Here is a 23,962-nt window from a genome sequence, read left to right as displayed (position 1 = left end):
CAAGAGAACGAGCGGTGGAGCCAACCGGGAGAACCTGCCTTGAGTCGTGAAACTGACAGTTCGTCCTCCGGCGCGCAGGGGCGCGGCGGAACCGCGTACCCCTCGGGGACGCCGCCGTACGGGGCCGGTCCGTACCCCTCGCAGCCGGAGGGCCAGGACGGCCTCAACGGCGCGGGCAAGGACGACGAGCCCGCTCAGGTGCCTGAGTCGGACGAGCCCAGGACCGAGACGACCCTGACGACCCGTATCCGGATCAACATCCCCGGATCGCGGCCCATTCCGCCGGTCGTCATGCGCAAGCCGATGACGGACGGCGAAGCTGACGGGGGGTCGGGCGGCGGCGCTGCCCGCGGTGACTCCGAGACCACCGGCGAGATGGCGTGGCCGCCGTCCGAGCCGCTGTCCGCCGCACCCTCCGCAGTCGGTTCGGCCGGCCGGCCCGCGGCCGGGCCGTCGGCCGACGGCCCGCCGAACGGGTCCGGGCAGCCGCCGCTGCCGACGCGTGTGCAGGGTGCCACGGTGCGGGATGCGGGTCCGGCCGGGGATTCCGCTTCGGGTTCCGGATCCGGTGGGGCCGACGAGAAGACCAGCGACTGGTTCTCGCCCCGCAAGTCCCCTGTCACGCCCCAGCCTTCGGCCTCCGGCCAGTCCGGCGCGCCGGACGCGGGGGCACCGGCCGACGCACCGCGCGACGGGCTGCCCTACTTCACGGACGGCGCCGCCTCCCCGGACGCCGGCGCTCCGTCCGGCCCGACCACGGGCCCGGCCACCGGTAACAGCACACTCACGCCCAAGGGCCCCCGTGCGCCTTCCGCTTCGCCCTCCGCTTCGGGTGGATCGAGCCCCTGGCCCGAGGTGAAGTCCGGTCCGGTCGGCGGTCCTACGGGCCCGGGTGGTCCCTCGGCCTCGGGTGGTCCCTCGGCCCCGGGCGGCCGCGCCACCCCCGGCGGTCCCACGTCCCGGTCCGGCCCCGCCGCCGAGTCCCCGTACGGGACGAAGCCGGGCACCGCCCCGTACGGCGCCGCCGGGATGACCGACGACACCGCCGTGCTCACCCCGCAGACCGACCCGCGCGACGACCTCCCCGGCCTCGGCACGGGCCCCGGCCCCGGCACTCCGGGCCCCGGCCCCATGACGCCGCCCGGATACGTCTCCGGCGACACCCTCACCAGTGGTGTCCCGGTGGTCCAGCCCGAGGGCCCGCGCCCCGCGTTCCCGAACGGCCCCAACCTCACCCCCCGGCTGCCCGACCCGCCCGGCGCCTCCGCCTTCGGGCCCGGCGCCCCCGGCGGCCCGGTACGCGACGAGCAGGCTCCGCCGCCCGCGCCCAAGCCCGCCGCCCCCGCCAAGAAGGGCCGGTCCAAGCTGGTCCTGCTCGCGGCCGGTGCGGTCGTCATCGCCGGTGGTGTCTACGGCGCGGGACTGCTGCTCAACCACTCCGACGTACCCAAGGGCACCACGGTCCTCGGTGTCGACATCGGCGGCGGCACCAAGGACGAGGCCGTCGTCAAGCTGGACGCGGCCCTCGGCAAGCGGGCCGCGCTGCCGCTCCAGCTGGTCGTCGACGGCAAGAAGACCGAACTGGCCCCGGGCAACGCGGGCCTGTCCCTGGACGGCCAGGAGACCGTGCGCGGCGCCTCGGGCACCGACTACAACCCGGTCTCCGTGGTCGGCTCGCTCTTCGGCGGCGAGCGCGTCGCCGAGCCGGCCATCCCGGTCGACGAGGAGAAGCTGAGCGTCGCGCTGAACTCGCTGGCGGGCACCTCGGGCACCGCGTCCGACGGCACCATCACCTTCGCCCCCAACAAGGCCACCGCCGTACCGGGCAAGCCCGGCAAGGCACTTGACGTCAAGGCGTCGATGGCGAAGGTCCGCGACGCCTACCGCGCACAGGTGCAGAGCGGGAAGACCGTCCCCGTCGAACTGCCGGTCACCGCCAAGCAGCCGACCATCACCCAGGCCGAACTGGACCGCGCCATGAAGGAGTTCGCCGAGCCGGCCATGTCCGCCAAGGTGAAGATCGTCGCCGGTGTGAAGTCCATCGAGTTCGGCCCGGCGAAGTCGCTGCCGCAGATCCTGTCGATGAAGGCGGTCAACGGAAAGCTGGTCGAGGTCTACGACCTGGAGGCCATCAGGACGCTGAGCGACGGCGCGTTCGACGGCGCCCTGGTCACCGGCGCCGACGGTGCCCAGCGCCCGGTCACCATGGAGGACGTCCGCGACGCGATGCGGGTCGCCCTGGTCGGCAAGACCAGGACCGAGCGCACCCAGACCATCGGCGCCAAGTCGTCCTGAATCAGCGGTAGTTCAACCTCGCTGTGTTATTGGAAGCCCCCGTTCCCGCACCGGGACGGGGGCTTCGTCATGGGCGCGGCCGTGACATCCGTCATGGGGAGGACCGGACGGACGTCTCTGCCGCGCGGGGGCGCCGCTCGCGATGCTTGAAGCATGACAACGACAGCGGTTCACTTCGACGGGGTGAGCAAGTCCTACGGCCAGGTGCAGGCCGTGGCCGGTCTCTCCCTGGACCTCCACCCCGGCGAGACCGTCGCCCTCCTGGGCCCCAACGGCGCGGGCAAGTCCACCACCCTGGACCTGCTGCTCGGCCTCCGCCAGAGCGACTCCGGCACCGTCTCCCTCTTCGGCGGTACGCCCCGGGAGGCCATCGCGACCGGCCGGGTCGGCGCGATGCTGCAGAGCGGCGGGCTGATGGAGGAGGTGCGGGTGCGCGAACTGGTAGCCCTCGCCTGTGCGCTGCATCCGAGGCCGTACGCCGTCGAGGACGTGATGGCCCGCGCGGGTGTCGCCTCCTTCGCCGACCGTATGGTCAACAAACTCTCCGGCGGCCAGGAACAGCGCGTCCGCTTCGCCCTCGCCACCGCGGGCGCGTCCGACCTGATCGTCCTGGACGAACCCACCACCGGAATGGACGTCTCCGCCCGGCACGCCTTCTGGGCCACCATGCGCGAGGAGGCCGACCAGGGCCGCACCGTCCTGTTCGCCACCCACTACCTCGAAGAGGCCGACGCCGTCGCCGACCGCGTCCTGGTCCTGCACCGGGGCCGGCTGCTCGCGGACGGCACCGCCGCCGAGATCAAGGCCAAGGCGGGCGCCCGCCGGGTCTCCTTCGACCTGGACCCGCACCTCCTCGACGAGGCCGGCCTGCGAAAACTCCCCGCCCTCGCCCGGCTCGACGTCTCCGGCCGCACCGTCCGCATCCAGTCCCACGACGCCGACGAGACCGTCCACGCGCTCTACTCGCGAGGCTTCTACCCGCACAACCTCGAAGTCTCCGGGCTCGGCCTGGAGCAGGCGTTCGTCGCGATCACCGAGGCCGAGGAGGCCGCAGCAGCATGAAGGCGCTCATCTCCCTGGAGATCCGCAGGTCGCTGCGGAACAAGAAGTTCCTCTTCTTCTCGATCATCTACCCCTCGGCCCTCTTCCTGATGATCGCGGGCCCGCAGGGCAACGGAAAGGTCCCGCACACCGACCTGAGCATGGGCGCGTTCTACGTCGTCGCCATGGCCTCCTTCGGCGCCCTGACCGCCGTACTGATGGGCAACAGCGAGCGCATCGCCAAGGAGCGCGAGAAGGGCTGGACCCGCCAGCTGCGGCTCACCACCCTGCCGGGCCGGGGCTATGTCCTCGCCAAGATCGCCGGGGCGGCCGTGGTCACCCTCCCCTCGATCGTGATCGTCTTCGTGGTCGGCTCGCTCACCAAGGACGTCCACCTGGGGGCCTGGCGGTGGATCGCCCTCACCGCCGTGATCTGGATCGGCAGCCTCTGCTTCGCCGCGCTCGGCGTCGCCCTCGGCTACCTGGTCAGCGGCGACGCGGTCCGCCCCGTCACGATGATCATCTACTTCGGGCTCTCCATCCTGGGCGGCCTGTGGATGCCCGCCACCGTCTACCCCCAGTGGCTCCAGGACATCGCCCAATGGCTGCCCACCCACGCCTACGCCGGACTCGGCCAGTCGGTCGTACTCGGCAGCGCCCCCACTGCCCAGGACGTGCTGACCCTCGCCGGATACTTCGTACTGTTCGCCGCGGGAGCGGCCTGGCTGTACCGGAAGGACACCCTGAAGGCGTGAGCACCCACCCGACCCCCGAAGGCCCGGCCGGTGGCACCCCCACCGCGCCGGGTCCCGGCATGCCCCCGCGCGGCACCGACAACGTCCCCTTCGACGCGGAGGGCGAGCAGGCCTTCGCGTCGATCGGCGTCCGCCCCACCAGCCGCCGCCAGATCCTGACCAAGCTGCTGTTCGTCAGCGTCTGGCTGGTCTTCATGAGCGCCCCGGTGACCGACCTGCTGACCGGCCGCCACACCACGCCCGCCCTGGTGGCGGGCACCCTGGGACTGCTCGCCTTCATCGGCGTCTACCTCGCCCTGGTCTTCCGCTACAACAGCAGCAGTCCGCTGGCCCGCCGCGCCACCGTCGTCGTCCTGTCCACCCTCAGCGTGCTCGCCGCCATGCTGTCACTGACCCTCGGCCCGCCCTGGCTGGTCCTCTTCGTGTACGTCGCCGTGTCGGCCGGCGTCTCCCTGCCGTTCGCGATCGCCCGCTGGATCGTGCCCGCGGCCACCCTGCTGATGTGCCTGATCGGCCTGTACGAAGGCGGAACGGTGGACTCCCTCACCGGCAGCGCCCTCGCCGCCCTCCTCGCCGGATTCACCATGACCGGCGTGCGCCACCTGATCCGCACCACCATCGAACTGCGCGAGGCCCGCGCCACCGTCGCCCAGCTCGCCGCCAACGAGGAACGCCTGCGCCTCGCCCGCGACCTGCACGACCTGCTCGGCCACTCCCTCTCGCTGGTCACCATCAAGAGCGAACTGGCCGGCCGGATGCTCCCCGACCATCCCGAACAGGCCGCCCAGCAGGTCGCCGACATCGAACGGGTCAGCCGACAGGCCCTGGTCGACGTACGCGAAGCGGTCAGCGGCTACCGCCGTGCCACCCTCCCGGCCGAACTCGCGGGCGCCCGCACCGCGCTGGCGGCCTCCGGCATCACCGCCCAGGTCCCCGCCCGGCTGCCGGACGACCTCGCCGACGTACCCCCGCGGACCGAAGAAGCCCTGGCCTGGGCGTTGCGCGAGGCGGTCACCAATGTCGTACGGCACAGTGGCGCCCGGAACTGTACGGTCCGCCTCCGCGCGGCCCAGACCCTCGACGGCCCCCTCGTCGAACTCACCGTCCAGGACGACGGCAGGGGAACCCCCGCCCACTCACCCGGCAACGGCCTCACCGGCATGACCGAACGCCTCGCGGCCGTCGGCGGTGCCGTCCGCACCACCGCCGCGTCTCCCGGCTTCACCCTCACCGCCACGGCCCCTCTAGGATCCGCCTCATGACCAGCGGAAACCCCACCCCCACCCCCAGCCCCGCCCCGATCCGGCTGCTGCTCGCCGAGGACCAGTCGATGGTCCGCGAGGCACTGGCCGCGCTGCTCGGCCTGGAACCGGACATCGAAGTGGTCGCCCAAGTGGCCCGCGGTGACGAGGTGCTGGCGGCGGCCCGGGAAGCGGGCGTCGACGTGGCGCTGCTGGACATCGAGATGCCCGGCATGACCGGCATCGAGGCCGCCGCCCGGCTCACCGCGGAGCTCCCGGAGGTGAAGATCGTCGTCCTCACCACCTTCGGCCGCCCCGGCTACCTCCGTACGGCGATGGAGGCGGGCGCCCGTGCCTTCCTGGTCAAGGACGCCCCGGCAGCCCAACTCGCCGCCGCCGTCCGCAAGGTCCTGACCGGTGAACGCGTCATCGATCCCACCCTGGCGGCAGCCGCCCTCGCCGAGGGCGCCAACCCCCTCACCGACCGGGAACGCGACGTCCTGCGGGTGGCCGCGGACGGCTCCACCAACGCCGAGATCGCCGGCACCCTCCAGCTCTCCCAGGGCACCGTCCGCAACTACCTCTCCACCGCCATCCAGAAACTCGCCACCCGCAACAGGGCGGAAGCGGTACGGGTGGCCAGGGAGAAGGGATGGCTCTGAGCAAAGCTGGTGGGGGGAGGGGTCAACCGGCGGCGTGAGCTTCTCTCAGTTCAGCCGGGCCCGGGCGTGAGCGTCTCAGTTCAGCCGGGCCCGAGCCGCCTTCGCCCGCCCCCTCAACGTCTCCGCCGTCGCCGGTTCCACGGCCTCCACCACCTCGGCGTAACCCTCCAACTCCCTTGCCCCGCCCAGGAAGTCGCCCCGCTGGACCAGCAACTGCGCCCTCTCGTACCGCAGTCGGGCCGGGTGCGCCGGGAGCAGCAGCGACAGTTCCACCGCCCACAGCTGGACGTCCGTGCGCTCGGGGCGGGCAGACGCCCAGGCCCGGATGTTGTTGAGGATCCGCAGCACGATGTCGAGCGGGTCCGCCGCCCGCAGCATCGCCGGATCCAGCGGCTCCCCGGTGGCACCGGCCACCAGCAGCTCCGCGTCCGCCCCGGTCAACAGCCGCCCCCCGTCGAAGGGGTCGACCAGCACCCCCTCCCCGGTTCCGCCGCCCGGCGTGCCGAACCCGACGACGAAGTGCCCCGGCAGGGCCACCCCGTACACCGGCGCCCCGGCCCGTCTGGCCACCTCGATCCACACCACCGACAACAGGATCGGCAGCCCCCGGCGCCGCCGCAGCACCTCCGGCAGCAGTGAGGAGCCCAGTCGGCGGTAGTCGCCAGGGGCACCCTCGAAACCGCAGCCCGCGCCCAGGAGTTCGGCCAGAGCGGTGGCCCAGGACCGGGGTCCGGCAGGCCGGAACGGCAGCAGTCCGGCCAGCCGGTCCAGCTCGATCTGCGCCTCGTCCAGTCCGGGCTGCCCGAGAGCGGGGTCCGCCACCGCGCCGATCAGCAGACACAGCGTCGCCAGATCGGGCTTCTCGGCCCGCGCCTCCTCGGCGAACTGCCTTCGCCAGTCCGGCGGTTCGCCGTCGCCCGGGTTCATCGGAGTGTCCTCGCGCATGTCTTCCTCGTACCCGCCCTACGCAGATCGGTAGTGGTGGTAACGGTGGTGGGTCGCAAAACCCATCCCGTCGTAGAGCGCACGCGCCCCCTGGTTGTCCGACTCCACCTGGAGCCACGCCGCAGACGCCCCCTCGTCGAGCGCCCGGCGTGCCAGTACCGCCATCACGGCCCTGGCGAGTCCCCGCCGCCGGTACGCCGGATCGACCTCGACGGCAGCGAACCCGGCCCACCGCCCGTCCACCACACACCGCCCGATCGCGGCCGGAGTACCCCCCTCCGCGCCCGCCACGGTCGCGAACCACACCGAGGGCCCGCCCTCCAGCACCTGCGCCACATGCGCCGCCGGTTCCCCGGACCGCTGGTAGCGCGACATCCACGCCTCGTCCGCCGCCCGCCCCAGCGTCACCTGCCAGTCACCGGTGTCCAGGTCGCCGATCGGGGCCAGCGCCCCGATCCGTACCTCCGCCGACACCTCAAGAACCCAGCCCCGCGAGTCCAGTTCGGCCGCCAGGACCTCCTGGGCCCCCTCGGCCCCGGTGCCCACCTGGACGTATGCCGGAAGACCTCGCTCCGCGTACCACTCGCGGACGTACGGCAGGGCCTCGTCCAGCGGCATGCCGGGGTCCCCGAGCGGCAGCACCGAGTTCGCCCGCCGGGTGAATCCGCGCGACGCCCGCAGCGTCCACCCCCCGAGCGGCTCGCTCTCCACCGGCTGCCAGGCGCGCGCCGTGACGCCCGCGAGTTCGGTGAAATTCGCCGCCGGGCCACGTCGCCGCGCGGGCGCCGCGGGCACCACCTTCGCCGCGACCAGCGAGGACGCGTCGACCCGTACCGTCTCGCCACTCCTTCGTGTGATCGAGAGCACACCGGCGTCCCACGAAGCGAGCACCCCGACCACGTCGGTGAAGCGCTCGCCCGCAGTGGACGCCCCGGTCAGGCGCCGGACTGATACCCGTTTGCCCACGTCCTCCGGCGTCAGGCGCACCTCAAGTTGTCCGCCGGCAGTGAATTCCACAGCTCTGCCCACCCCTCCTGTTCGGATCGTGTCAGGGAACGGAGATACTAGGTGCGGGCATCGCACGACGCCGCGCTCCCGCGCGCCCGTGGACGGAGCCGGAGAGCTCGGCCCGCCGCGCCCTATCGAGGAGGAACGACAGCGTGACCTACGTCATCGCGCAGCCTTGTGTCGACGTCAAGGACAAGGCGTGCATCGAGGAGTGCCCGGTCGACTGCATCTACGAGGGCTCCCGGTCCTTGTACATCCACCCGGACGAATGCGTCGACTGTGGTGCCTGTGAGCCGGTCTGCCCGGTCGAGGCCATCTTCTACGAGGACGACACTCCGGAGGAGTGGAAGGACTACTACAAGGCGAACGTCGAGTTCTTCGACGATCTCGGTTCGCCCGGTGGTGCCTCCAAGCTCGGCCTGATCGAGCGCGACCACGCCTTCATCGCAGCACTGCCGCCGCAGAACCAGTAGGCGCTGCGCGGCACAGAGCGTCGCCCCGGTCCCGTACGGCCTTGGCCGCCGTACGGGACCGAGGCGTTTCCCGGACCCCGCCTCAGGCAGTTGTGCGACCACCTCGTACAGCTGCACGCCCGGTGCACGCAGCTGTACGCCCGTCGCACCCGGAGCGGCCCGCCGCACCCGGACCGGAGCAGCCCGCCGTACCCGGACCGGAGCAGCCCGTCGCACTTAGCCGTACGCACGAGAAAGTGACCCGCCCGTGTCGACAGTCACCGACCGCCTGCCCACCTTCCCCTGGGACAAGCTGGAGCCGTACAAGAAGACGGCCGCGGCCCACCCCGACGGCATCGTCGACCTCTCGGTGGGCACCCCCGTCGACCCGGTCCCCGAGCTGATCCAGAAGGCCCTCGTCGCGGCCGCGGACTCGCCGGGCTATCCGACGGTCTGGGGCACGGTCGAGCTGCGGGACGCGCTGGTGCGGTGGGTGGCGCAGCGACTCGGTGCCAAGGACGTGGCGCACACCAACGTCCTGCCGGTGGTCGGATCCAAGGAGCTGGTGGCCTGGCTGCCGACCCAGCTCGGCCTCGGCGAGGGCGATCAGGTCGCCTTCCCCCGCCTCGCCTACCCCACGTACGACGTCGGCGCCCGCCTGGCCCGCGCCGAATCAGTGGTCTACGACGACCCGATCGCCGACCTCGACCCCACCCGCCTGGGGCTCCTCTGGCTCAACACGCCGTCCAACCCGACCGGCAAGGTCCTGGGCAAGGACGAGCTGACCCGGATCGTGGCCTGGGCCCGTGAGCACGGCGTGCTGCTGGTCGCCGACGAGTGTTACCTGGAGCTTGGCTGGGAGGCCGACCCGGTCTCGGTCCTGCACGAGGACGTCTGCGGCGGCTCCTTCGACGGCGTCATCGCCGTCCACTCCCTCTCCAAGCGCTCCAACCTGGCGGGCTACCGCGCGGCCTTCATCGCGGGCGACGCGGGTGTGCTGGGCGATCTGCTCCAACTCCGCAAGCACGGCGGCATGATGACCGCGGCCCCGGTGCAGGCGGCCACCGTCGCCGCCCTCGGCGACGACACCCATGTGGCCGAGCAGCGGGCGCGGTACGCGGCCCGGCGCACCGCACTGCGCACCGCCCTGGAAGCCCACGGTTTCCGCATCGAGCACAGCGAGGCGAGCCTCTACCTCTGGGTCACCCGTGGCGAGAGCTGCTGGGAGACGGTGGCGCACCTCGCGGAACTGGGCATTCTGGTGGCGCCCGGCGACTTCTACGGCGAGGCGGGCGCGGAGTACGTCCGGGTCGCCTTCACGGCCACGGACGAGCGGGTGGCGGCGGCGGTCGCACGGCTGACCTGATCTTTTTTGGCCGTACGTGCGCAGATCTTGGCCACGTGCGAGGTCCGGGCCGTACATGCGAGGTCCGGGCCGTACGCGCGCGGAGGGGCTGTACGCACGGAGGGGCCCCGGGAGTTCGTGCTCCCGGGGCCCCTCCGTGCGTATGGCTGTGCTGGGTGCCGCGGACTAGCCGAGCGGCAGGCCCTGGACCGGGAGGGTGCCGGCGCCGGGCAGGCCGCCACCGGTCGGCAGGGCGCCGGTGGGCAGACCACCGGTGGGCAGGCCGCCCTCGGTCGCCGTCTTGGCGGTCTCGCCGAGAACGTCACCGGTGCTGCCCGCGATGTCGCCGGCGGCCTTCTGGGCGGCCGGGGTGGCCGTCTTGCCGGCCTTGCCTACGGTCTTGCCGGCGGCCGGGACGGCCTTCTTCACGGCAGCGCTGCTGGTGTCGCCCGCCACGTTCGAGGCCTTCTGCGACGCACCGTCGACGGTGTCACCGAGACCGGCGCCGTCCAGCGCGGTCAGGCCACCGAGGTTCGGCGTGGCCGGAAGGTCGGCTGCGCTGGCCGCTCCGGCGGCACCGACCACGGACACCGCGCCTGCGGCGCCGAGCAGTGCGGCACGGGCAATCCGACGAGCCAGGGGGAGGGACATGGTGCTCCTTAGCGGGAGAAGACATGGTGTCGTGTGGTTGAGACGCCATGACAACCGCTCGGGGGAGGGGAGAGGTTGCGGTGCGGCGAGGTAAAGAGTTTGCAATGCGGCGCATAATCTGCTGTGCATAAAGACGGGCAAACAGCTCGCATCCGCGAAAGAGGGTGAGGTGCGGCGAAGGTCCCGCTCCCCTTGATTCCCAAGGGATCCGGGCTGCTGGGGCGGGGCGTGCCCATAGCTGGTCCGGGCGACCGTTCCTGGAGGCCGGACCGCCCCCTTCGGGTGAATGGGTGGACGGATGATCGCCCAGTGATCGAGTGGTGACCGCGGGGTGATCTGCCCGTTATCGGTCATTTGCCCGAGGCTGTTGCCCCTACCGGCCCGTGCTGATCCGGACCTCTCCGGTCCCGGCGCTCCCGGGTGCCACCCGACGCCACCCCTGCTTCGCCTGCTGCGTACTCCACTCACGCCCCGCGTAAGCGATCCGCGTGATCCGCAATTCGGCCGAGTGCGCCATCGCCCAGTGCGCCAACTCCCAGCCCCGCTCCTCACCGGAACCGGAACCGGAACCGGAACCGGAACCGGAATCAGAGCCCGAACCTGAACCCGGACCCGCCGCCCTGGCTCCCGCCACGGGAACGACGACCACCTTCGCGTCCCCGGCCCCCTTCGCCGCCGCGGGTGCCCCCGCCGCTCCTTCCCGCGGCACCACCCCCGGCCCGAACGCCCCGGTCAGTTCCTTGCGTACCTTCGCCGGATCCCCGGTCGCGCCGTCCGCCGCCCCCGCACTCGCGTCACACGAAAGAGACGCGGGCGTACGGCCCGTCAACGCCGAAGCCAGCAGCGCCGCGTCCGGCTCGTGCTTCGCGTACGCCTGCGGATACCCACTGCGCTGCACCCGCTGGGCCGCCACCGTCAGCGGCAGCCGCGAGTAGCCGGGGACCTCGGTGAGGTGCTGGTAGAAGCGGGCCGCCGAGTACGCGGGGTCGAGGATCTGCTCGCCGGTGCCCCAGCCCTGCGAGGGCCGCTGCTGGAAGAGGCCGAGCGAATCGCGGTCGCCGTGCTGGATGTTGCGCAGCGCGGACTCCTGGAGGGCGGTGGCCAGGGCGATGGTCACCGCGCGCTCCGGCATGCCCCGCTGGGTGCCGACGGAGGAGATCACCGCGGCGTTCTCGGCCTGCTCGGCGGTCAGTTGGTACCGGGCGCCGCTGTCCTGCGCACCGTCCCCGCCGCGTACGACGCAACGGGTGTCGGCGGGCTTGCCGCCCAGGTACTGAGCCACCACGTATCCGGCCAGCGCCAGCAGGACGACGACACCTGCGGCAAGGCGAAGGGGACGGCCACGGAGCGGGGAGTGAGGGGGGAGCTGAGGCACACAGCCAAGGTACTGGAGCCCGCACACCAGTCCGTCCGCCGGAGCGGAGGGAAGGATTCGGCGGAGTGGCGACGGAAGGGGGAAGAGGATTCCGGGGGGCCGGACGGGCGGGGGATTAGGGTCGGACGTATGCCCGAGAACACTCTTGACCTCAGCCGCGACGCCGCCGGGGTAACCGCGCAGCTCGTCGACTTCCCGTCCGTGAGCGGCACCGAGAAGCCCCTCGCCGACGCCATCGAGCAGGCCCTGCGTGCCCTCCCGCACCTGAGGGTCGACCGGTACGGCAACAACGTCGTCGCCCGCACCGACCTCGGCCTCGCCGAGCGCGTGATCCTCGCCGGGCACATCGACACCGTCCCGATCGCCGGCAACGTCCCCTCGCGCCTGGACGAGAACGGCGTGCTGTGGGGCTGCGGGACGAGTGACATGAAGTCCGGGGTCGCCCTCCAGCTCCGTATGGCGGCCACGGTGACGAACCCCAACCGCGACCTCACCTACGTCTTCTACGACAACGAGGAGGTCGCCGCCCACCTCAACGGCCTCGGCCACCTCGCCGAGGCCCACCCCGACTGGCTGGCCGGCGACTTCGCGATCCTCCTCGAACCCTCCTACGGCGAGGTCGAGGGCGGCTGCCAGGGCACCCTGCGTGTGCTGCTCCGCACGACCGGCGAACGCGCCCACTCCGCCCGCAGCTGGATGGGCTCCAACGCGGTCCACAAGGCGGGCCCGATCCTCGCCAAGCTCGCCGGGTACCTCCCGCGCCGCCCGGTCATCGACGGACTCGAATACCACGAGGGCCTCAACGCGGTGAAGATCGAGGGCTTCGTCGCCACGAACGTGATCCCCGACGCCTGCACGGTCACCGTCAACTACCGCTACGCCCCCGACCTCTCCGGCGACGAGGCCATCGCCCACGTCCGCGAGGTCTTCGCCGACTGCGACATCGCCGAGTTCGTCATCGACGACCACTCCCCGGCGGCCATGCCCGGCCTCTCGCACCCCTCCGCGGTCGCCTTCATGAAGGCGGTCGGCGGCACCGCCAAGCCCAAGTTCGGCTGGACCGACGTGGCCCGCTTCAGCGCGGTCGGCGTCCCCGCCGTCAACTACGGGCCCGGTGACCCGCTGTTCGCCCACAAGCGGGACGAGCACGTCGAGATCGCCAGGATTCATCAGGCCGAGGAACGACTCCACGCCTGGCTGTCGGCCTGAATTTCACCGTTCGTCACATCCGGGGACCTAACCTGACCGGACAACGCACGGCAGCGGAGGGAGTACGGCATGACGCATCCTGAAGAGGGCCTGACGCCCGAAGAGGCACCCGAGGAGACGCTGCGGTCGCCCGAGGAACAGCGGCTCGGACCGGTGGTCCGCCGCCGGGAACAGATCCAGCCCGGCACCACCGACCAGCGCCTCCTCGACACCGAGGGCGGCGACACGCAATGGGTGCACACCGACCCCTGGCGGGTCATGCGCATCCAGTCGGAGTTCGTGGAGGGCTTCGGCGCACTGGCCGAACTCCCCAGCGCGATCAGCGTGTTCGGTTCGGCACGGACCCAGGAGGACACGCCCGAGTACGACGCGGGGGTACGCATCGGACGCGCCCTCGTGGAGGCGGGCTTCGCCGTGATCACCGGCGGTGGTCCGGGAGCCATGGAGGCCGCCAACAAGGGCGCCCGCGAGGCCAACGGCGTCTCCGTCGGCCTGGGCATCGAGCTCCCCTTCGAGCAGGGCCTCAACCGCCACGTCGACATCGGCGTCAACTTCCGTTACTTCTTCGTCCGCAAGACGATGTTCGTGAAGTACGCCCAGGGCTTCGTCGTCCTCCCCGGTGGCCTCGGCACCCTCGACGAACTCTTCGAGGCGCTCACCCTGGTCCAGACCCGCAAGGTCACCCGCTTCCCCATCGTGCTCTTCGGCACGGCCTACTGGGGCGGCCTGATCGACTGGCTCCGCGACACGGTCATCGCCCAGGGCAAGGCCTCCGCCAAGGACCTCCTCCTCTTCCACGTCACGGACGACGTGGACGAAGCAGTAGCCCTGGTAACCAAAGAAACCGGCAAGTAACCCCCGGCCCCGCCGCCTCTCGCCATCCCCGGCCCGCTCGGGCGGCGGGGCCTCACCCCGCTCGCTATGCCGTCGTCGCCTTGGGCGGCGGGGCCGCCCCCCGGGGGCGGAACGGGCGGGCAAGGGGGCGGCCCCCGACGGAGTCGCACCCACCCGCCCCGGCCCACCCACGCCACCGGTAACGCCCCCCGGACTACGCCAACCCCCTCCGCGCCACCGCCGGCCCCCGCCACCCCGCGATCGCCCCCACCATCTCCAACACCTGCCGCGTCTCCGCCACCTCATGCACCCGGTAGACCCGCGCCCCCAACCACGCCGAAACCGCCGTGGTCGCCAGCGTCCCGATCACCCTCTCCTTCACCGGCCGGTCCAACGTCTCCCCGACGAAATCCTTGTTGGACAACGACACCAGCACCGGCCACCCCGTCGCCGCCATCTCCCCCAGCCGCCTGGTCGCCTCCAGACTGTGCCGGGTGTTCTTCCCGAAGTCGTGCCCCGGGTCGATCATCACCGCATCCCGCCGCACCCCCAGCGAAACCGCCCGTTCCGCCAGCCCCACCGTGACATCGAGAATGTCCGCCATCACGTCCTCGTACGTCACCCGGTGCGGCCGGGTCCGCGGCTCGGCCCCACCCGCGTGCGTGCACACCAGCCCGACGTCGTAGCGTGCCGCGACCTCCGCCAGCTTGGGATCCACCCCGCCCCACGCGTCGTTGAGCAGGTCCGCGCCCACCTCGCAGACCGCCTCGCCGACCTCGTGCCGCCAGGTGTCCACACTGATCACCACGTCCGGATACCGCCGCCGCACCTCGGCGACGAAACCGACCGTCCGCCGCGCCTCCTCCTCGGCGCTCACCTCCTCGCCGGGGCCCGCCTTGACCCCTCCGATGTCGATGATGGCGGCCCCCTCCGACACCGCCTGTTCCACGCGGGCCAGCGCGGGCTCGTCGCGGAAGGTGGCTCCCTGGTCGTAGAAGGAGTCCGGGGTGCGGTTCACGATCGCCATGATCACCGGCTCATGCGTCTCGAAAACACGCCGTCCCAGCCGCAGCATCCGAACATTCCTCCTCGTGACGGGCGCCCGCCGCACCTCCGGCAGGCCGTCTGCGACCTTAACTGTCGTACCCGCATGGCACGATCAGGGCCGGAAGGTTTCCGACTTCCGATCAGGTCGTTCCTGATGTTCGAACGCTCAGGACTTTCAAGTGTCGGTGTGGCCCGGGGAGACGATCGTGTTCTGGTTCTTGCTCTTGGCGATGGTGGTGGTCGTCGCCGCCGTGACGCTCGCCGTCGTCGGTGGCGGTGACGACGGGCCCCTCCCGGAGGCCGCCCCCGATCACCTCACCGATCCGCTTCCGCTCTCCCGCCCGGTCGGCCGCGCCGACATCGAGGCACTGCGGCTGCCGCTGGCCCCCCGCGGCTACCGGATGGCGGACGTGGACGACGTACTGGGCCGGGTCGGCGCCGAACTGGCTGAGCGGGACTCCCGTATCGCCGAACTGGAAGCCGCCCTCGCAGGCGCCCAGGCCACCTCCGTCGGCGGCCCCGACCTCTTCGCGCAGCCGGCCCCGGCCGCCACGGACCAGCTCCTGACCGAGCAGGAACCGGATCCCGTACGGCCACCGGAACCGGAAGCCGGCCTCGTACAGGACGCGGAGCCGCGAACCCGCCTCACCAAGGCACCGGCCCCGGAACCGGAACCAGCCCCCGGCATCGAACCGGAATCCGGCCCCTGCCCGACCGAGGAGCCCAAGCCATGACCACACCCGCCGCCAAGTCCTCGGCAGAGCCCGCCACCAAGCCCCCGGCCACACCCGCCGACCCCCGAGCCGCCACCTCCGGCCCCGACGGCGCCCTCCGCTGCCCCTGGGGCCTGGCCACCGAGGACTACACGGCCTACCACGACACCGAATGGGGCCGTCCGGTCCACGGCGACGACGCCCTCTACGAGCGCCTGTGCCTGGAGGCGTTCCAGTCCGGTCTGTCCTGGCTGACGATCCTGCGCCGCCGCGAGGGCTTCCGTACCGCCTTCGCCGGTTTCGAGATCGCCGAGGTCGCCGCCTTCACCGACGCCGACGCGACCCGTCTGCTCGCCGACCCCGGGATCATCCGCAATCGCGCCAAGATCACGGCGACCCTCGCCAACGCACGCGTCATCGCCGGCTGGCCCGAGGGCGAACTCGACCGGCTGATCTGGTCGTACGCCCCCGAGGCCAAGCGCCGCAAGGCTCCCCGCACCCTCGCGGACGTGCCCGCCGTCACCCCGGAGTCCACCGCCCTCGCCAAGGACCTCAAGAAGCGCGGCATCCGCTTCGTCGGCCCGACCACGGCCTACGCCCTGATGCAGGCGTGCGGCCTGGTCGACGACCACCTCGCGACGTGCGTGGCCCGGGGAGGCGGCGGCAAGGCGTGACCCTGGAGGCTCTCAGCGCCCCAGATACTTCGGCCGCGCCTTGTCGATGAACGCCTGTACCGCGATCGCGTGGTCCTCCGACGCGCCCGCCAGGGTCTGGAGTTCGTCCTCCTTCTCCAGCGTCTCGGCCAGCGAGTGATCGGCCCCGTACGCCAGCGACGCCTTCAGCGCGGCGTACGCGACCGTCGGCCCCTCGGCCAGCGCCCGCGCCACCGCGGTCGCCTCGGCCGCGAGGGCTGCGGTCGGCACCACCCGGTTGGCGATCCCCAGCTCGAAGGCCTCCTGCGCGGAGATCGTCCGCGGGAAGAGCAGCAGGTCGGCGGCGCGCCCCTGCCCGATCAGCCGCGGCAGCGTCCAGGACACACCCGAGTCCGCCGTCAGAGCGACCCCGGCGAAAGAAGTGTTGAAGGACGCGGTCTCGGCGACGATCCGGTAGTCCGCGGCGAGCGCGAACCCGAAGCCCGCCCCGGCCGCGACCCCGTTGATCCCGGCGACGACCGGCTTGGGCATCTCGGTCAGCGCCCGCAGTACCGGGTTGTAGTGCTCCTGCACGGTGCTCATGGTCTGCCCGGTGCCGGCCTCGCGGTCGGCGGTGAGCGAGTTGATGTGCTCCTTGAGGTCCTGCCCGACACAGAAGGCCCGCCCGGTCGCGGTGAGCAGCACCGCCCGTACGGCCGTATCGGCGGCCGCGGCCCGCACCGCCTCCCGGAGCGCGACCTTGGCCTCGGTGTTCATCGCGTTCATGGCGTCGGGACGATTGATCGTGATCGTCCCGAGTCCGTCGGTCACCTCGTAGAGCACGGTGTCGGCCATCGTCGTCATCCCCTCAGCACGTCCAGCACGTCCGCAAAACGCATGCCGATGGGCATGCACAGGCCAGCATGGCGGAGATCTCGCACCCTGGACATGTGAGCTGCGTCAAACAATCCGACCCCCGCGACGGGTGAGAAGCGGCGAAGTATCGCAGCCTGATCGCCGAATTGAGTGGTTTTGTGGCTGCGCGTTGCACAAGCGATGCCAACCGATGTTGGTCATTGGGTCCAACGATGCGGGATAATGGCCTGGAAGCAATGTGTTCGATGCCGGTGACACCTGGGTTGTCGGCTGCGTGAGCTGGTTTCAGGAAGGGGAACGAGCATGGCGGCCATGAAGCCGCGAACGGGCGACGGCCCGCTCGAGGTGACCAAGGAGGGGCGGGGCATCGTCATGCGCGTTCCGCTCGAAGGCGGCGGTCGACTTGTCGTCGAACTGACTCCGGACGAGGCCGATGCACTCGGCGACGCCCTGAAGAAGGTCGTCGGCTAACTGCCTGAAGGCGGAATAGCGCTCTCATCTCTCCACTGCCCCGGCCATGCGCGAGCATGACCGGGGCAGTGGTGTTTTTCGAGTGCGTGATGTTTTCACGTGCGTACGGCCGCCGCGTGCGTACGGCGGCGGGGGCCTCACGGCGTGTGCGTACGGGCGCGGGGCGGGCCTCAGCCTCGCCGCACCGCGCACAGCAGCCCGTCGCCCACCGGCAGCAGCGAGGACACCAGCTCCTGCGACTCCCGCACCGTGCGCAGCAGTTCGCGCAGGCGCAGCACCTCGGCGGGCTGGGCGGCGGAGTCGACGGTGCGGCCCTCGGCGAAGACGCCCGCGAAGCAGACCAGACCGCCGGGGCGCAGCAGGCGCAACGATTCGGCGAGGTAGTCCAGCGACTCCAGCCGGTCGCCGTCGCAGAAGACCAGGTCGTATCCGCCGTCCGCGAGACGGGGGAGTACGTCCAGGGCGCGGCCGGGGATGAAGCGGGCCCGGTTCCCGGCGAAGCCGGCCGAGCGGAACGCCTGCTTGGCGAAGGTCTGCCGCTCCGGCTCCATGTCGACGGTGGTCAGCACGCCGTCGGGCCGCATGCCGTGCAGCAGATAGATGCCGGACACGCCCGTGCCCGTACCGATTTCGGCGACGGCCTTGGCGTCCGCGGTCCCGGCCAGCAGCCGCAGCGCGGCGCCGGTGCCCGGGGACACCGAGGGCACGCCCGCGTCCCGGGCCCGGTCCCGGGCCCAGCGCAGAGTGTCGTCCTCGGCGACAAAGGCGTCGGCGAACGCCCAGCTCGTCTGCCGGTTGGCGGTAATGACCCTCTCCTGTCCCCGTAGTTGGCGCAACGGTGACTGTATCCGCTGGAGTCGGGAACTCGCAGATGGGACCGGTCGTTATGAGGGGACAGGGGGGACCGATGGATCACAGGAAGCGGGACCGGCATCGGTCCCAAAATTCACGCAAAGACTCTTATCCGGAGCTAACGGGCGAGGTGGTTATGGTAGGGGCTCCACTGGACACCACCAGAGCCGACAGGGGAGGTGCGGCTGCGGCCGGTGATCGGAGAGGGGTGCTTCGGCGCATTCTCAGGTCTGCGGGCGAGCCGAAATCCGTGACCGACACCGCTGACCGTTCCGCCTCCACCACGGCGACCTTCGCAGAGTTCTCTGACGCTGAAGAGGCGTGGACCCCTCCCACCTGGGAGGAGATCGTCAGCACGCACAGCACTCGCGTCTACCGCCTGGCGTACCGCCTCACCGGCAACCAGCACGACGCCGAGGACCTGACGCAGGAAGTCTTCGTCCGGGTCTTCCGCTCGCTGTCGACGTACACGCCCGGCACCTTCGAGGGCTGGCTGCACCGGATCACGACCAATCTCTTCCTGGACATGGTGCGCCGCAAGCAGCGCATCCGCTTCGACTCGCTCGGCGACGACGCGGCGGAGCGGCTGCCCAGCCGCGACCCCTCGCCCCAGCAGGCGTTCCAGGACACCCACTTCGACGCGGACGTACAGCAGGCGCTGGACACCCTCGCGCCCGAGTTCCGCGCCGCGGTCGTGCTCTGTGACATCGAGGGTCTTTCCTACGAGGAGATCGCCGCCACGCTCGGCGTCAAGCTCGGGACCGTGCGCAGCCGCATCCACCGCGGCCGCTCCCACCTGCGCAAGGCGCTCAAGCACCGTTCCCCCGAAGCCCGCGCCGAGCAGCGCGCGATGGCCTCCGTGGGTACGGGAGAGGGCTTCCCGGCGGCGGTCGGAGAGGGCGGACTCGGGTGAGCGGATCACGACCCACCCCGGCGGAGCAGCACCTCGGGGACCGTCTCGCCGCACTGGTGGACGGCGAGTTGAACCACGACTCGCGGGAGCGGGTCCTGGCCCACCTGGCGACCTGTCCCAAGTGCAAGGCCGAGGCGGACGCCCAGCGCAGGCTCAAGGACGTGTTCGCGCAGACCGCGTCCCCCGGCCCCTCCGAGGGCTTCCTGGCCCGTCTCCAGGGCCTTCCCGGCGGTTCCGCCGACGAGGACGACTCGGCAGAGGACGGGCCGTTCGGACGGGGAAGATTCGGCGACTCCTCCCTCGGGGTCTTCGGGACGGACGACGGACCGGGATTCGGCGGCCGGATCGGTTACGAGGCACCGAGCGCCCACCGGGGCATGTTCCCCGGCGGCTCCGGTGACCGGGGCTTCCGTATCCACGAGGTAGGCCGGCCGGATAGCGAGCGGGGCGGCGCGCGCAAGCAGCGCAGGTTCGCCTTCGCCGCGGCCAGCGCCGTCTCGATGGCGGCCATCGCACTGGGCGGCACCTTTCCGCTGGACGGCGGTGCCCCCTCGGTGCGGGGCGAGCGCACCGGCGGCGTCGCCCCGGCCAGGGCCGCGACCCCGGCCAGCGGCACCGACAGCAGCCGCCGCAACGGCGGCGGTGCCACCGGCGTCGGCGCGGGCACGAGCAGTACGGGCAGCACGTTCGGTGCGGACAGCGGTGTGACGACCCTCTCCTCCACCGGGGGCAGCGCGACCAACTCGGGTGCGCCCACGGCCCCTCCGGCTCCGTACGGCACCGGGCTGAGGATCTTCCCGATCGCGCTCGCCCAGAGCCAGTCACCCGGCACCGGGCAGGGCCCGTCGGGGCAGTACCGGACGCGCTCCTTCCCGGCCTATCCGCAAGACGTTTCCGCGCCCTCGCTGATACGTCCGGCGCCCACGGCACCGGTCACCGCCCCGCCGACGGCGCCCAGCCACCTGGCCGTTCCGGTGACTCCCGGGCTCGCGGTTTCTCCCGGCCGCTGACCCGGCCCTCTGCGCACGCAATCGCAAACCTGGTTGAATCCAGGGAAGGGGTGCCCGCCACGGGCGCGGAGAGAAGGTTCCGTACGGATTCCCGTACGGACCGAGGGCAGTTGCGGGGAGAGCATGGACGAGGGGAAGTCCGCCGGACCACGGGCAAAGTGGTGGAGCCGCCCCGAACCCGGGCGGCCCGGCAGCCAGGCCGACCCGGCTCGGGCAGCCGACGGCCCGACGGGCGCGGGTGACGGTGGGAACCGGGTGGACGGGGACGCGGGGGATACGCAGGCGGACCGACCGGACCTCCAGGGCCCGGCCGGGCACTACCCGGACACCACGCCCGCCCCGCCACGCGATATACCGCCGGAGCCCCATGACGCCCCGGCCCCGGTGGCCCCGGCCCCGGCTGCCCCCGTGCAGGAGCGGCCGAAGCCCCTGCACGACCCCGACCCGTACGGCACACCGCCCTACGGGGGCCCCGGGCCCTGGGCCCCCGCGCCGCCGGTGCAGCGGCCGACGCCGGCCCACGGCACGCAGGTGCCGCCCCCGCAGCCGACTCAGGGGCACGGCGGCCAGGTGCCTCCTCCTCATGCTCAGTCCGGGGGCCAGGGTGCCCCCGCGGCGCCGCAGTTCAGCGCACCGCATCCGCACCACGTCCCGGCCCACCAGCCCCCTCAGCAGCACCCGCAGCCTCCGCAGCAGCCGCAACCCCACCAGCACGGGCAGCCTCAGCCGTATCCGCCGTCGCAGTGGCTGAGTTACGACCCGTGGAGTGCCGCGCCGCAGCAGCCGCTGACGTTTGCCGTGCCGGCTCCCAAGAAGCGGGGGCGTGGGGGGCTGCTCGTCGGGGCGCTGCTGATCGCCCTGCTCGCCGGCGGAATCGGTGGCGGCGTGGGTGCGTACATCGAGCGGAACAACGGGCTCAACAACCCGGTCAAGCTCCCGCAGGCCTCCAAGGCGGCGGGTGACCGCGCTCCGGACACCGTCGCGGGCATCGCCGCCAGCGCCCTGCCCAGCGTGGTGACCTTCCACGTCAGCGGCCCCAGCGGCAAGGGCACCGGCACCGGCTTCGTGCTCGACAACCAGGGCCACATCCTCACCAACAACCATGTGGTGGAACCGGCCGGGACCTCGGGCGTCATCTCCATCACCTTCAGCAGCGGTGAGACCGCGAAGGCCAAACTCGTCGGCAAGGACGGCGGATACGACCTCGCCGTCGTCAAGGTCTCGGGCGTCTCCGGCCTCAAGCCGCTGCCGCTCGGCAACTCGGACAACGTCCGGGTCGGCGATCCGGTGGTCGCGATCGGCGCCCCCTTCGACCTCCAGAACACCGTGACCGCGGGCATCATCAGCGCCAAGCAGCGGCCGATCACCGCGGGCGGCGAGAAGGGGGACGGCAGCGACGTCAGCTATGTCGACGCCCTGCAGACCGACGCCCCGATCAACCCGGGCAACTCCGGTGGCCCGCTGGTCGACGCCCAGGCCCGGGTGATCGGCGTCAACAGCGCCATCCGTGGCCCCGACAGCGGCGGCGGCCTCGAAGGCGGCCAGGGCGGCAGCATCGGACTGGGCTTCGCGATCCCCATCAATCAGGCCAAGCGGGTCGCCGAAGAGATCATCAACACCGGCAAGGCCACCCACCCGGTGATCGGTGTCTCGCTCGACATGAAGTTCACCGGCGACGGCGCGCAGGTCGGCGACAAGGGTGCGGACAACACTCCCTCGGTCACCCCCGGCGGCCCCGGCGCGAAGGCGGGCATCAAGCCCGGTGACGTGATCACCAAGGTCGACGGCCAGCGCGTGCACAGCGGGGAGGAGCTGATCGTCAAGATCCGCTCGCGCAAGCCCGGCGAGCTGCTGCGGATGACCGTGCGACGCGACGGCACGGATCGCGAGGTGTCCCTCACGCTGGGCTCGGCCGGGGACTCCTGAGAAGCCGGGAATCCGCAACGGCCGCGCGGACGGCACATGGGTGTCACCTGAAGGTACCGTCCGGACAGCTGGGGCGGGTACCGTGGAACGCGCCCGGAGAATCCAAGGAGCTGCAAGGTGTTCACAGACATAGGCGGACTTGAGCTGCTGACGCTCGCGGTCCTCGCCGTGCTCATCTTCGGCCCGGACAAGCTGCCGAAGCTGATCCAGGACACCACGCGCTTCATCCGCAAGATCCGTGATTTCTCGGACAGCGCGAAGGACGACATCCGCAACGAGCTGGGCCCGGAGTTCAAGGACTTCGAGTTCGAGGACCTCAACCCCAAGAACTTCGTCCGCAAGCAGCTGGCGGAGCACGGCGGGGACGACCTCGGCCTCAAGGAGATCCGCGAGAGCTTCGACCTGCGCGGGGAACTCCAGGAAGTGACGGAGGCGGTGAACACCCGCTCCAAGCCGGGCGGCCGCGCCAACCTCACCAAGGACGACGCCCCCGCCGAAGCCTCCTCCGAGGCCCCCGACCTGCTGAAGAAGCCCGCCGGAGCGGCGAACCTCAGCAAGGAGCCGACGGACAAGGAGCCGGCGAACCTCCGCAAGGACGACCGCCCGCTGTTCGACCCGGACGCGACCTGACATCCGTCGGTTGACGGATGACAGATATCAACTGGCAGATATCACCTGACAGATCTCAGCTGAAAGCTCCCAGGTGGCAGATTTCAGATAACAGATGACAGATTTCAATATCTGTCAGCTGTCATCTGTTACTGCGTTTCCGGAAACACCTGCGTCAACCCCCGGCCCTGCCCGCCGTCCACGACCGGTGTGGCTATCCTCCATCTGTCCGGCTTGCAGGACGCCCGAGGGGGGCGGGCCGCTCCGGACCCTGACGATCAGAGGAGGCGGCCGGGCAGATGGAGACGACGAGTCGGGTAGGGGCGCAGGGGAATTCCGGTGCGCCCGGTGGGTCCACCGCGGAAGGGGTGCCGGCAACCCGGCGTACGGTCGACGGCTATCTCCGCGCCCCGTTTCCCTGGTACGGACTGGACGAGGCTTTCACCGGGCCGCGTTGGCTGATGCAGGTCACCGACGGCGCCGACGGCACCGTGCAGCACGGTGCGGTGGGCCACGGCGACGAGCCGACCATAAAGACCTCGGGGGAGGAGGGGCCGGACAAGGAACGGTTCGCTGTCGTGGTCACGGTCGCCGCCAACCCGGTACGCCGCAGTGGCGACGGCACCGGCACGCTGGAGGCCACCTCGGTGTCGTCCGCCGCCTGGCTCGCCGGATCCGGACTGCTGTCGCAGACCTGGCCCGCGCAGCTCGACCACTCGATGCGCGACAACTGGCTCGACCAGCAGACCGAGGTCTCCTTCGAGCTGGCCGACGACCTCGAAGGCCCCGACTGGTCCGCGCTGTCGCTGCCGGTCGACGGAGTGCCGACGCCGTTCCACTACCGCGAGTCCGAGTACGGCTGGGTACTCGCCGGGTCCACAGGGGAGGGCGTCCACCTGGGCGCGTACGGGCGCGGCATGAGCGCGTACGGCCTGGGCTTCTCGGTGGTCAAGGACATCACGACGTACGCCTAGGGCGCGCACGAAAGACGCGCGAGAGCACGGCGTACGCCCAGAGCGGGGGGGGGGGGGGGGGGGGGGGGGGGGGGGGGGGGGGGGGGGGGGGGCGGGGGGGCCGGGGGGCGCCAACGAGGGGGGTGT

At 71.6% G+C, this 23,962-nt stretch carries 24 protein-coding genes; 17 read left to right on the top strand and 7 right to left on the bottom strand.

Translation table 11 applies throughout. From position 1 onward, the window contains the following. Positions 1-39: 39 nt before the first annotated feature. The 5 genes from ACIA73_RS06230 (at position 40) to ACIA73_RS06210 (ending at position 5,994) form a co-directional block, all read left to right on the top strand. Positions 40-2,295, top strand: coding sequence for a hypothetical protein (locus ACIA73_RS06230; RefSeq protein WP_399437104.1), 2,256 nt, complete (start codon positions 40-42; stop codon positions 2,293-2,295). A 153-nt stretch (positions 2,296-2,448) separates the two neighbouring features. Continuing rightward, positions 2,449-3,357 (top strand): ABC transporter ATP-binding protein, encoded by a 909-nt coding sequence (locus ACIA73_RS06225; RefSeq protein ID WP_399437103.1) that lies wholly within the window; start codon positions 2,449-2,451, stop codon positions 3,355-3,357. Next, positions 3,354-4,091 carry an ABC transporter permease gene (locus ACIA73_RS06220; RefSeq protein ID WP_399437102.1) on the top strand — a complete coding sequence of 246 codons (738 nt, stop codon included), beginning with the start codon at positions 3,354-3,356 and terminating at the stop codon, positions 4,089-4,091. Before ACIA73_RS06225 ends, ACIA73_RS06220 begins: the two co-directional genes overlap by 4 nt. Then, a complete protein-coding gene (locus tag ACIA73_RS06215; protein WP_399437101.1) occupies positions 4,088-5,353 on the top strand; it encodes a sensor histidine kinase in 1,266 nt (421 codons plus the stop codon). Before ACIA73_RS06220 ends, ACIA73_RS06215 begins: the two co-directional genes overlap by 4 nt. Continuing rightward, entirely contained in the window at positions 5,350-5,994 is a 645-nt protein-coding gene (locus ACIA73_RS06210; protein ID WP_399437100.1) for a response regulator, read from the top strand. Before ACIA73_RS06215 ends, ACIA73_RS06210 begins: the two co-directional genes overlap by 4 nt. Before the next feature lie 75 nt (positions 5,995-6,069). On the opposite strand, the gene ACIA73_RS06205 is transcribed toward ACIA73_RS06210, so the two are convergent. Both ACIA73_RS06205 and ACIA73_RS06200 read right to left on the bottom strand, forming a co-directional pair. Continuing rightward, on the bottom strand, positions 6,070-6,939 hold the full coding sequence (locus ACIA73_RS06205; protein WP_399437099.1) for a tetratricopeptide repeat protein: 870 nt from the start codon (positions 6,937-6,939) through the stop codon (positions 6,070-6,072). 18 nt (positions 6,940-6,957) lie between these two features. Beyond that, positions 6,958-7,956 carry a GNAT family N-acetyltransferase gene (locus ACIA73_RS06200; protein WP_399437098.1) on the bottom strand — a complete coding sequence of 333 codons (999 nt, stop codon included), beginning with the start codon at positions 7,954-7,956 and terminating at the stop codon, positions 6,958-6,960. A gap of 143 nt (positions 7,957-8,099) precedes the next feature. Here ACIA73_RS06200 and fdxA point away from each other — a divergent pair, with 143 nt between their 5' ends. Both fdxA and dapC read left to right on the top strand, forming a co-directional pair. Beyond that, positions 8,100-8,420 carry a ferredoxin gene (gene fdxA, locus ACIA73_RS06195; protein ID WP_014154250.1) on the top strand — a complete coding sequence of 107 codons (321 nt, stop codon included), beginning with the start codon at positions 8,100-8,102 and terminating at the stop codon, positions 8,418-8,420. Positions 8,421-8,667: 247 nt separating this feature from the next. After that, positions 8,668-9,765 carry a succinyldiaminopimelate transaminase gene (gene dapC, locus ACIA73_RS06190; RefSeq protein ID WP_399437097.1) on the top strand — a complete coding sequence of 366 codons (1,098 nt, stop codon included), beginning with the start codon at positions 8,668-8,670 and terminating at the stop codon, positions 9,763-9,765. A 165-nt stretch (positions 9,766-9,930) separates the two neighbouring features. Here the strand turns inward: dapC and ACIA73_RS06185 are convergent, their stop codons facing one another. Together ACIA73_RS06185 and ACIA73_RS06180 are read right to left on the bottom strand one after the other, a co-directional pair. Beyond that, a complete protein-coding gene (locus ACIA73_RS06185) occupies positions 9,931-10,395 on the bottom strand; it encodes an ATP-binding protein (RefSeq protein WP_399437096.1) in 465 nt (154 codons plus the stop codon). A gap of 373 nt (positions 10,396-10,768) precedes the next feature. After that, on the bottom strand, positions 10,769-11,770 hold the full coding sequence (locus ACIA73_RS06180) for a hypothetical protein (RefSeq protein ID WP_399437095.1): 1,002 nt from the start codon (positions 11,768-11,770) through the stop codon (positions 10,769-10,771). A 129-nt stretch (positions 11,771-11,899) separates the two neighbouring features. Here ACIA73_RS06180 and dapE point away from each other — a divergent pair, with 129 nt between their 5' ends. Together dapE and ACIA73_RS06170 are read left to right on the top strand one after the other, a co-directional pair. Beyond that, positions 11,900-12,979: a succinyl-diaminopimelate desuccinylase gene (dapE, locus tag ACIA73_RS06175; protein ID WP_399437094.1), complete on the top strand. Its 1,080-nt coding sequence runs from the start codon at positions 11,900-11,902 to the stop codon at positions 12,977-12,979. Positions 12,980-13,048: 69 nt separating this feature from the next. Continuing rightward, positions 13,049-13,834 (top strand): TIGR00730 family Rossman fold protein, encoded by a 786-nt coding sequence (locus tag ACIA73_RS06170; protein ID WP_399437093.1) that lies wholly within the window; start codon positions 13,049-13,051, stop codon positions 13,832-13,834. 193 nt (positions 13,835-14,027) lie between these two features. Here the strand turns inward: ACIA73_RS06170 and folP are convergent, their stop codons facing one another. Next, on the bottom strand, positions 14,028-14,888 hold the full coding sequence (gene folP, locus ACIA73_RS06165; protein ID WP_399437092.1) for a dihydropteroate synthase: 861 nt from the start codon (positions 14,886-14,888) through the stop codon (positions 14,028-14,030). 178 nt (positions 14,889-15,066) lie between these two features. Between folP and ACIA73_RS06160 the strand changes: the two genes are divergently transcribed. Both ACIA73_RS06160 and ACIA73_RS06155 read left to right on the top strand, forming a co-directional pair. Further along, positions 15,067-15,594 (top strand): DivIVA domain-containing protein, encoded by a 528-nt coding sequence (locus ACIA73_RS06160; RefSeq protein ID WP_399437091.1) that lies wholly within the window; start codon positions 15,067-15,069, stop codon positions 15,592-15,594. Next, a complete protein-coding gene (locus tag ACIA73_RS06155; RefSeq protein ID WP_399437090.1) occupies positions 15,591-16,247 on the top strand; it encodes a DNA-3-methyladenine glycosylase I in 657 nt (218 codons plus the stop codon). Before ACIA73_RS06160 ends, ACIA73_RS06155 begins: the two co-directional genes overlap by 4 nt. A gap of 12 nt (positions 16,248-16,259) precedes the next feature. On the opposite strand, the gene ACIA73_RS06150 is transcribed toward ACIA73_RS06155, so the two are convergent. Continuing rightward, complete coding sequence (locus ACIA73_RS06150; RefSeq protein WP_399437466.1) at positions 16,260-17,060, bottom strand: enoyl-CoA hydratase/isomerase family protein; 801 nt, start codon at positions 17,058-17,060, stop codon at positions 16,260-16,262. Positions 17,061-17,384: 324 nt separating this feature from the next. On the opposite strand from ACIA73_RS06150, the gene ACIA73_RS06145 reads away from it, so the two are divergent. Continuing rightward, on the top strand, positions 17,385-17,552 hold the full coding sequence (locus tag ACIA73_RS06145; RefSeq protein ID WP_003966491.1) for a DUF3117 domain-containing protein: 168 nt from the start codon (positions 17,385-17,387) through the stop codon (positions 17,550-17,552). A 170-nt stretch (positions 17,553-17,722) separates the two neighbouring features. On the opposite strand, the gene ACIA73_RS06140 is transcribed toward ACIA73_RS06145, so the two are convergent. Then, positions 17,723-18,388: an O-methyltransferase gene (locus ACIA73_RS06140; RefSeq protein ID WP_399437089.1), complete on the bottom strand. Its 666-nt coding sequence runs from the start codon at positions 18,386-18,388 to the stop codon at positions 17,723-17,725. A gap of 152 nt (positions 18,389-18,540) precedes the next feature. Here ACIA73_RS06140 and sigE point away from each other — a divergent pair, with 152 nt between their 5' ends. The 5 genes from sigE to ACIA73_RS06115 all read left to right on the top strand — a co-directional run bounded on the left by sigE (position 18,541) and on the right by ACIA73_RS06115 (position 23,836). Then, complete coding sequence (gene sigE, locus ACIA73_RS06135) at positions 18,541-19,317, top strand: RNA polymerase sigma factor SigE (RefSeq protein WP_399437088.1); 777 nt, start codon at positions 18,541-18,543, stop codon at positions 19,315-19,317. Beyond that, a complete protein-coding gene (locus ACIA73_RS06130; RefSeq protein WP_399437087.1) occupies positions 19,314-20,327 on the top strand; it encodes a zf-HC2 domain-containing protein in 1,014 nt (337 codons plus the stop codon). Before sigE ends, ACIA73_RS06130 begins: the two co-directional genes overlap by 4 nt. A 123-nt stretch (positions 20,328-20,450) precedes the next feature. Next, the gene (locus tag ACIA73_RS06125) at positions 20,451-22,253 is read left to right on the top strand and encodes a trypsin-like peptidase domain-containing protein (protein WP_399437086.1); all 1,803 of its coding nucleotides are present in this window, start codon (positions 20,451-20,453) and stop codon (positions 22,251-22,253) included. Positions 22,254-22,370: 117 nt separating this feature from the next. Then, positions 22,371-22,883: a sec-independent translocase gene (locus tag ACIA73_RS06120; protein ID WP_399437085.1), complete on the top strand. Its 513-nt coding sequence runs from the start codon at positions 22,371-22,373 to the stop codon at positions 22,881-22,883. A gap of 278 nt (positions 22,884-23,161) precedes the next feature. Continuing rightward, entirely contained in the window at positions 23,162-23,836 is a 675-nt protein-coding gene (locus tag ACIA73_RS06115) for a hypothetical protein (protein WP_399437084.1), read from the top strand. Positions 23,837-23,962 lie beyond the last annotated feature (126 nt).

The sequence above is a fragment of the Streptomyces sp. NPDC051561 genome (assembly GCF_044454195.1).
Lineage (GTDB): Bacteria > Actinomycetota > Actinomycetes > Streptomycetales > Streptomycetaceae > Streptomyces.
The sequence above is the reverse complement of the archived record's forward strand: the minus strand, read 5'-3'. Positions and strand labels throughout refer to the sequence as shown.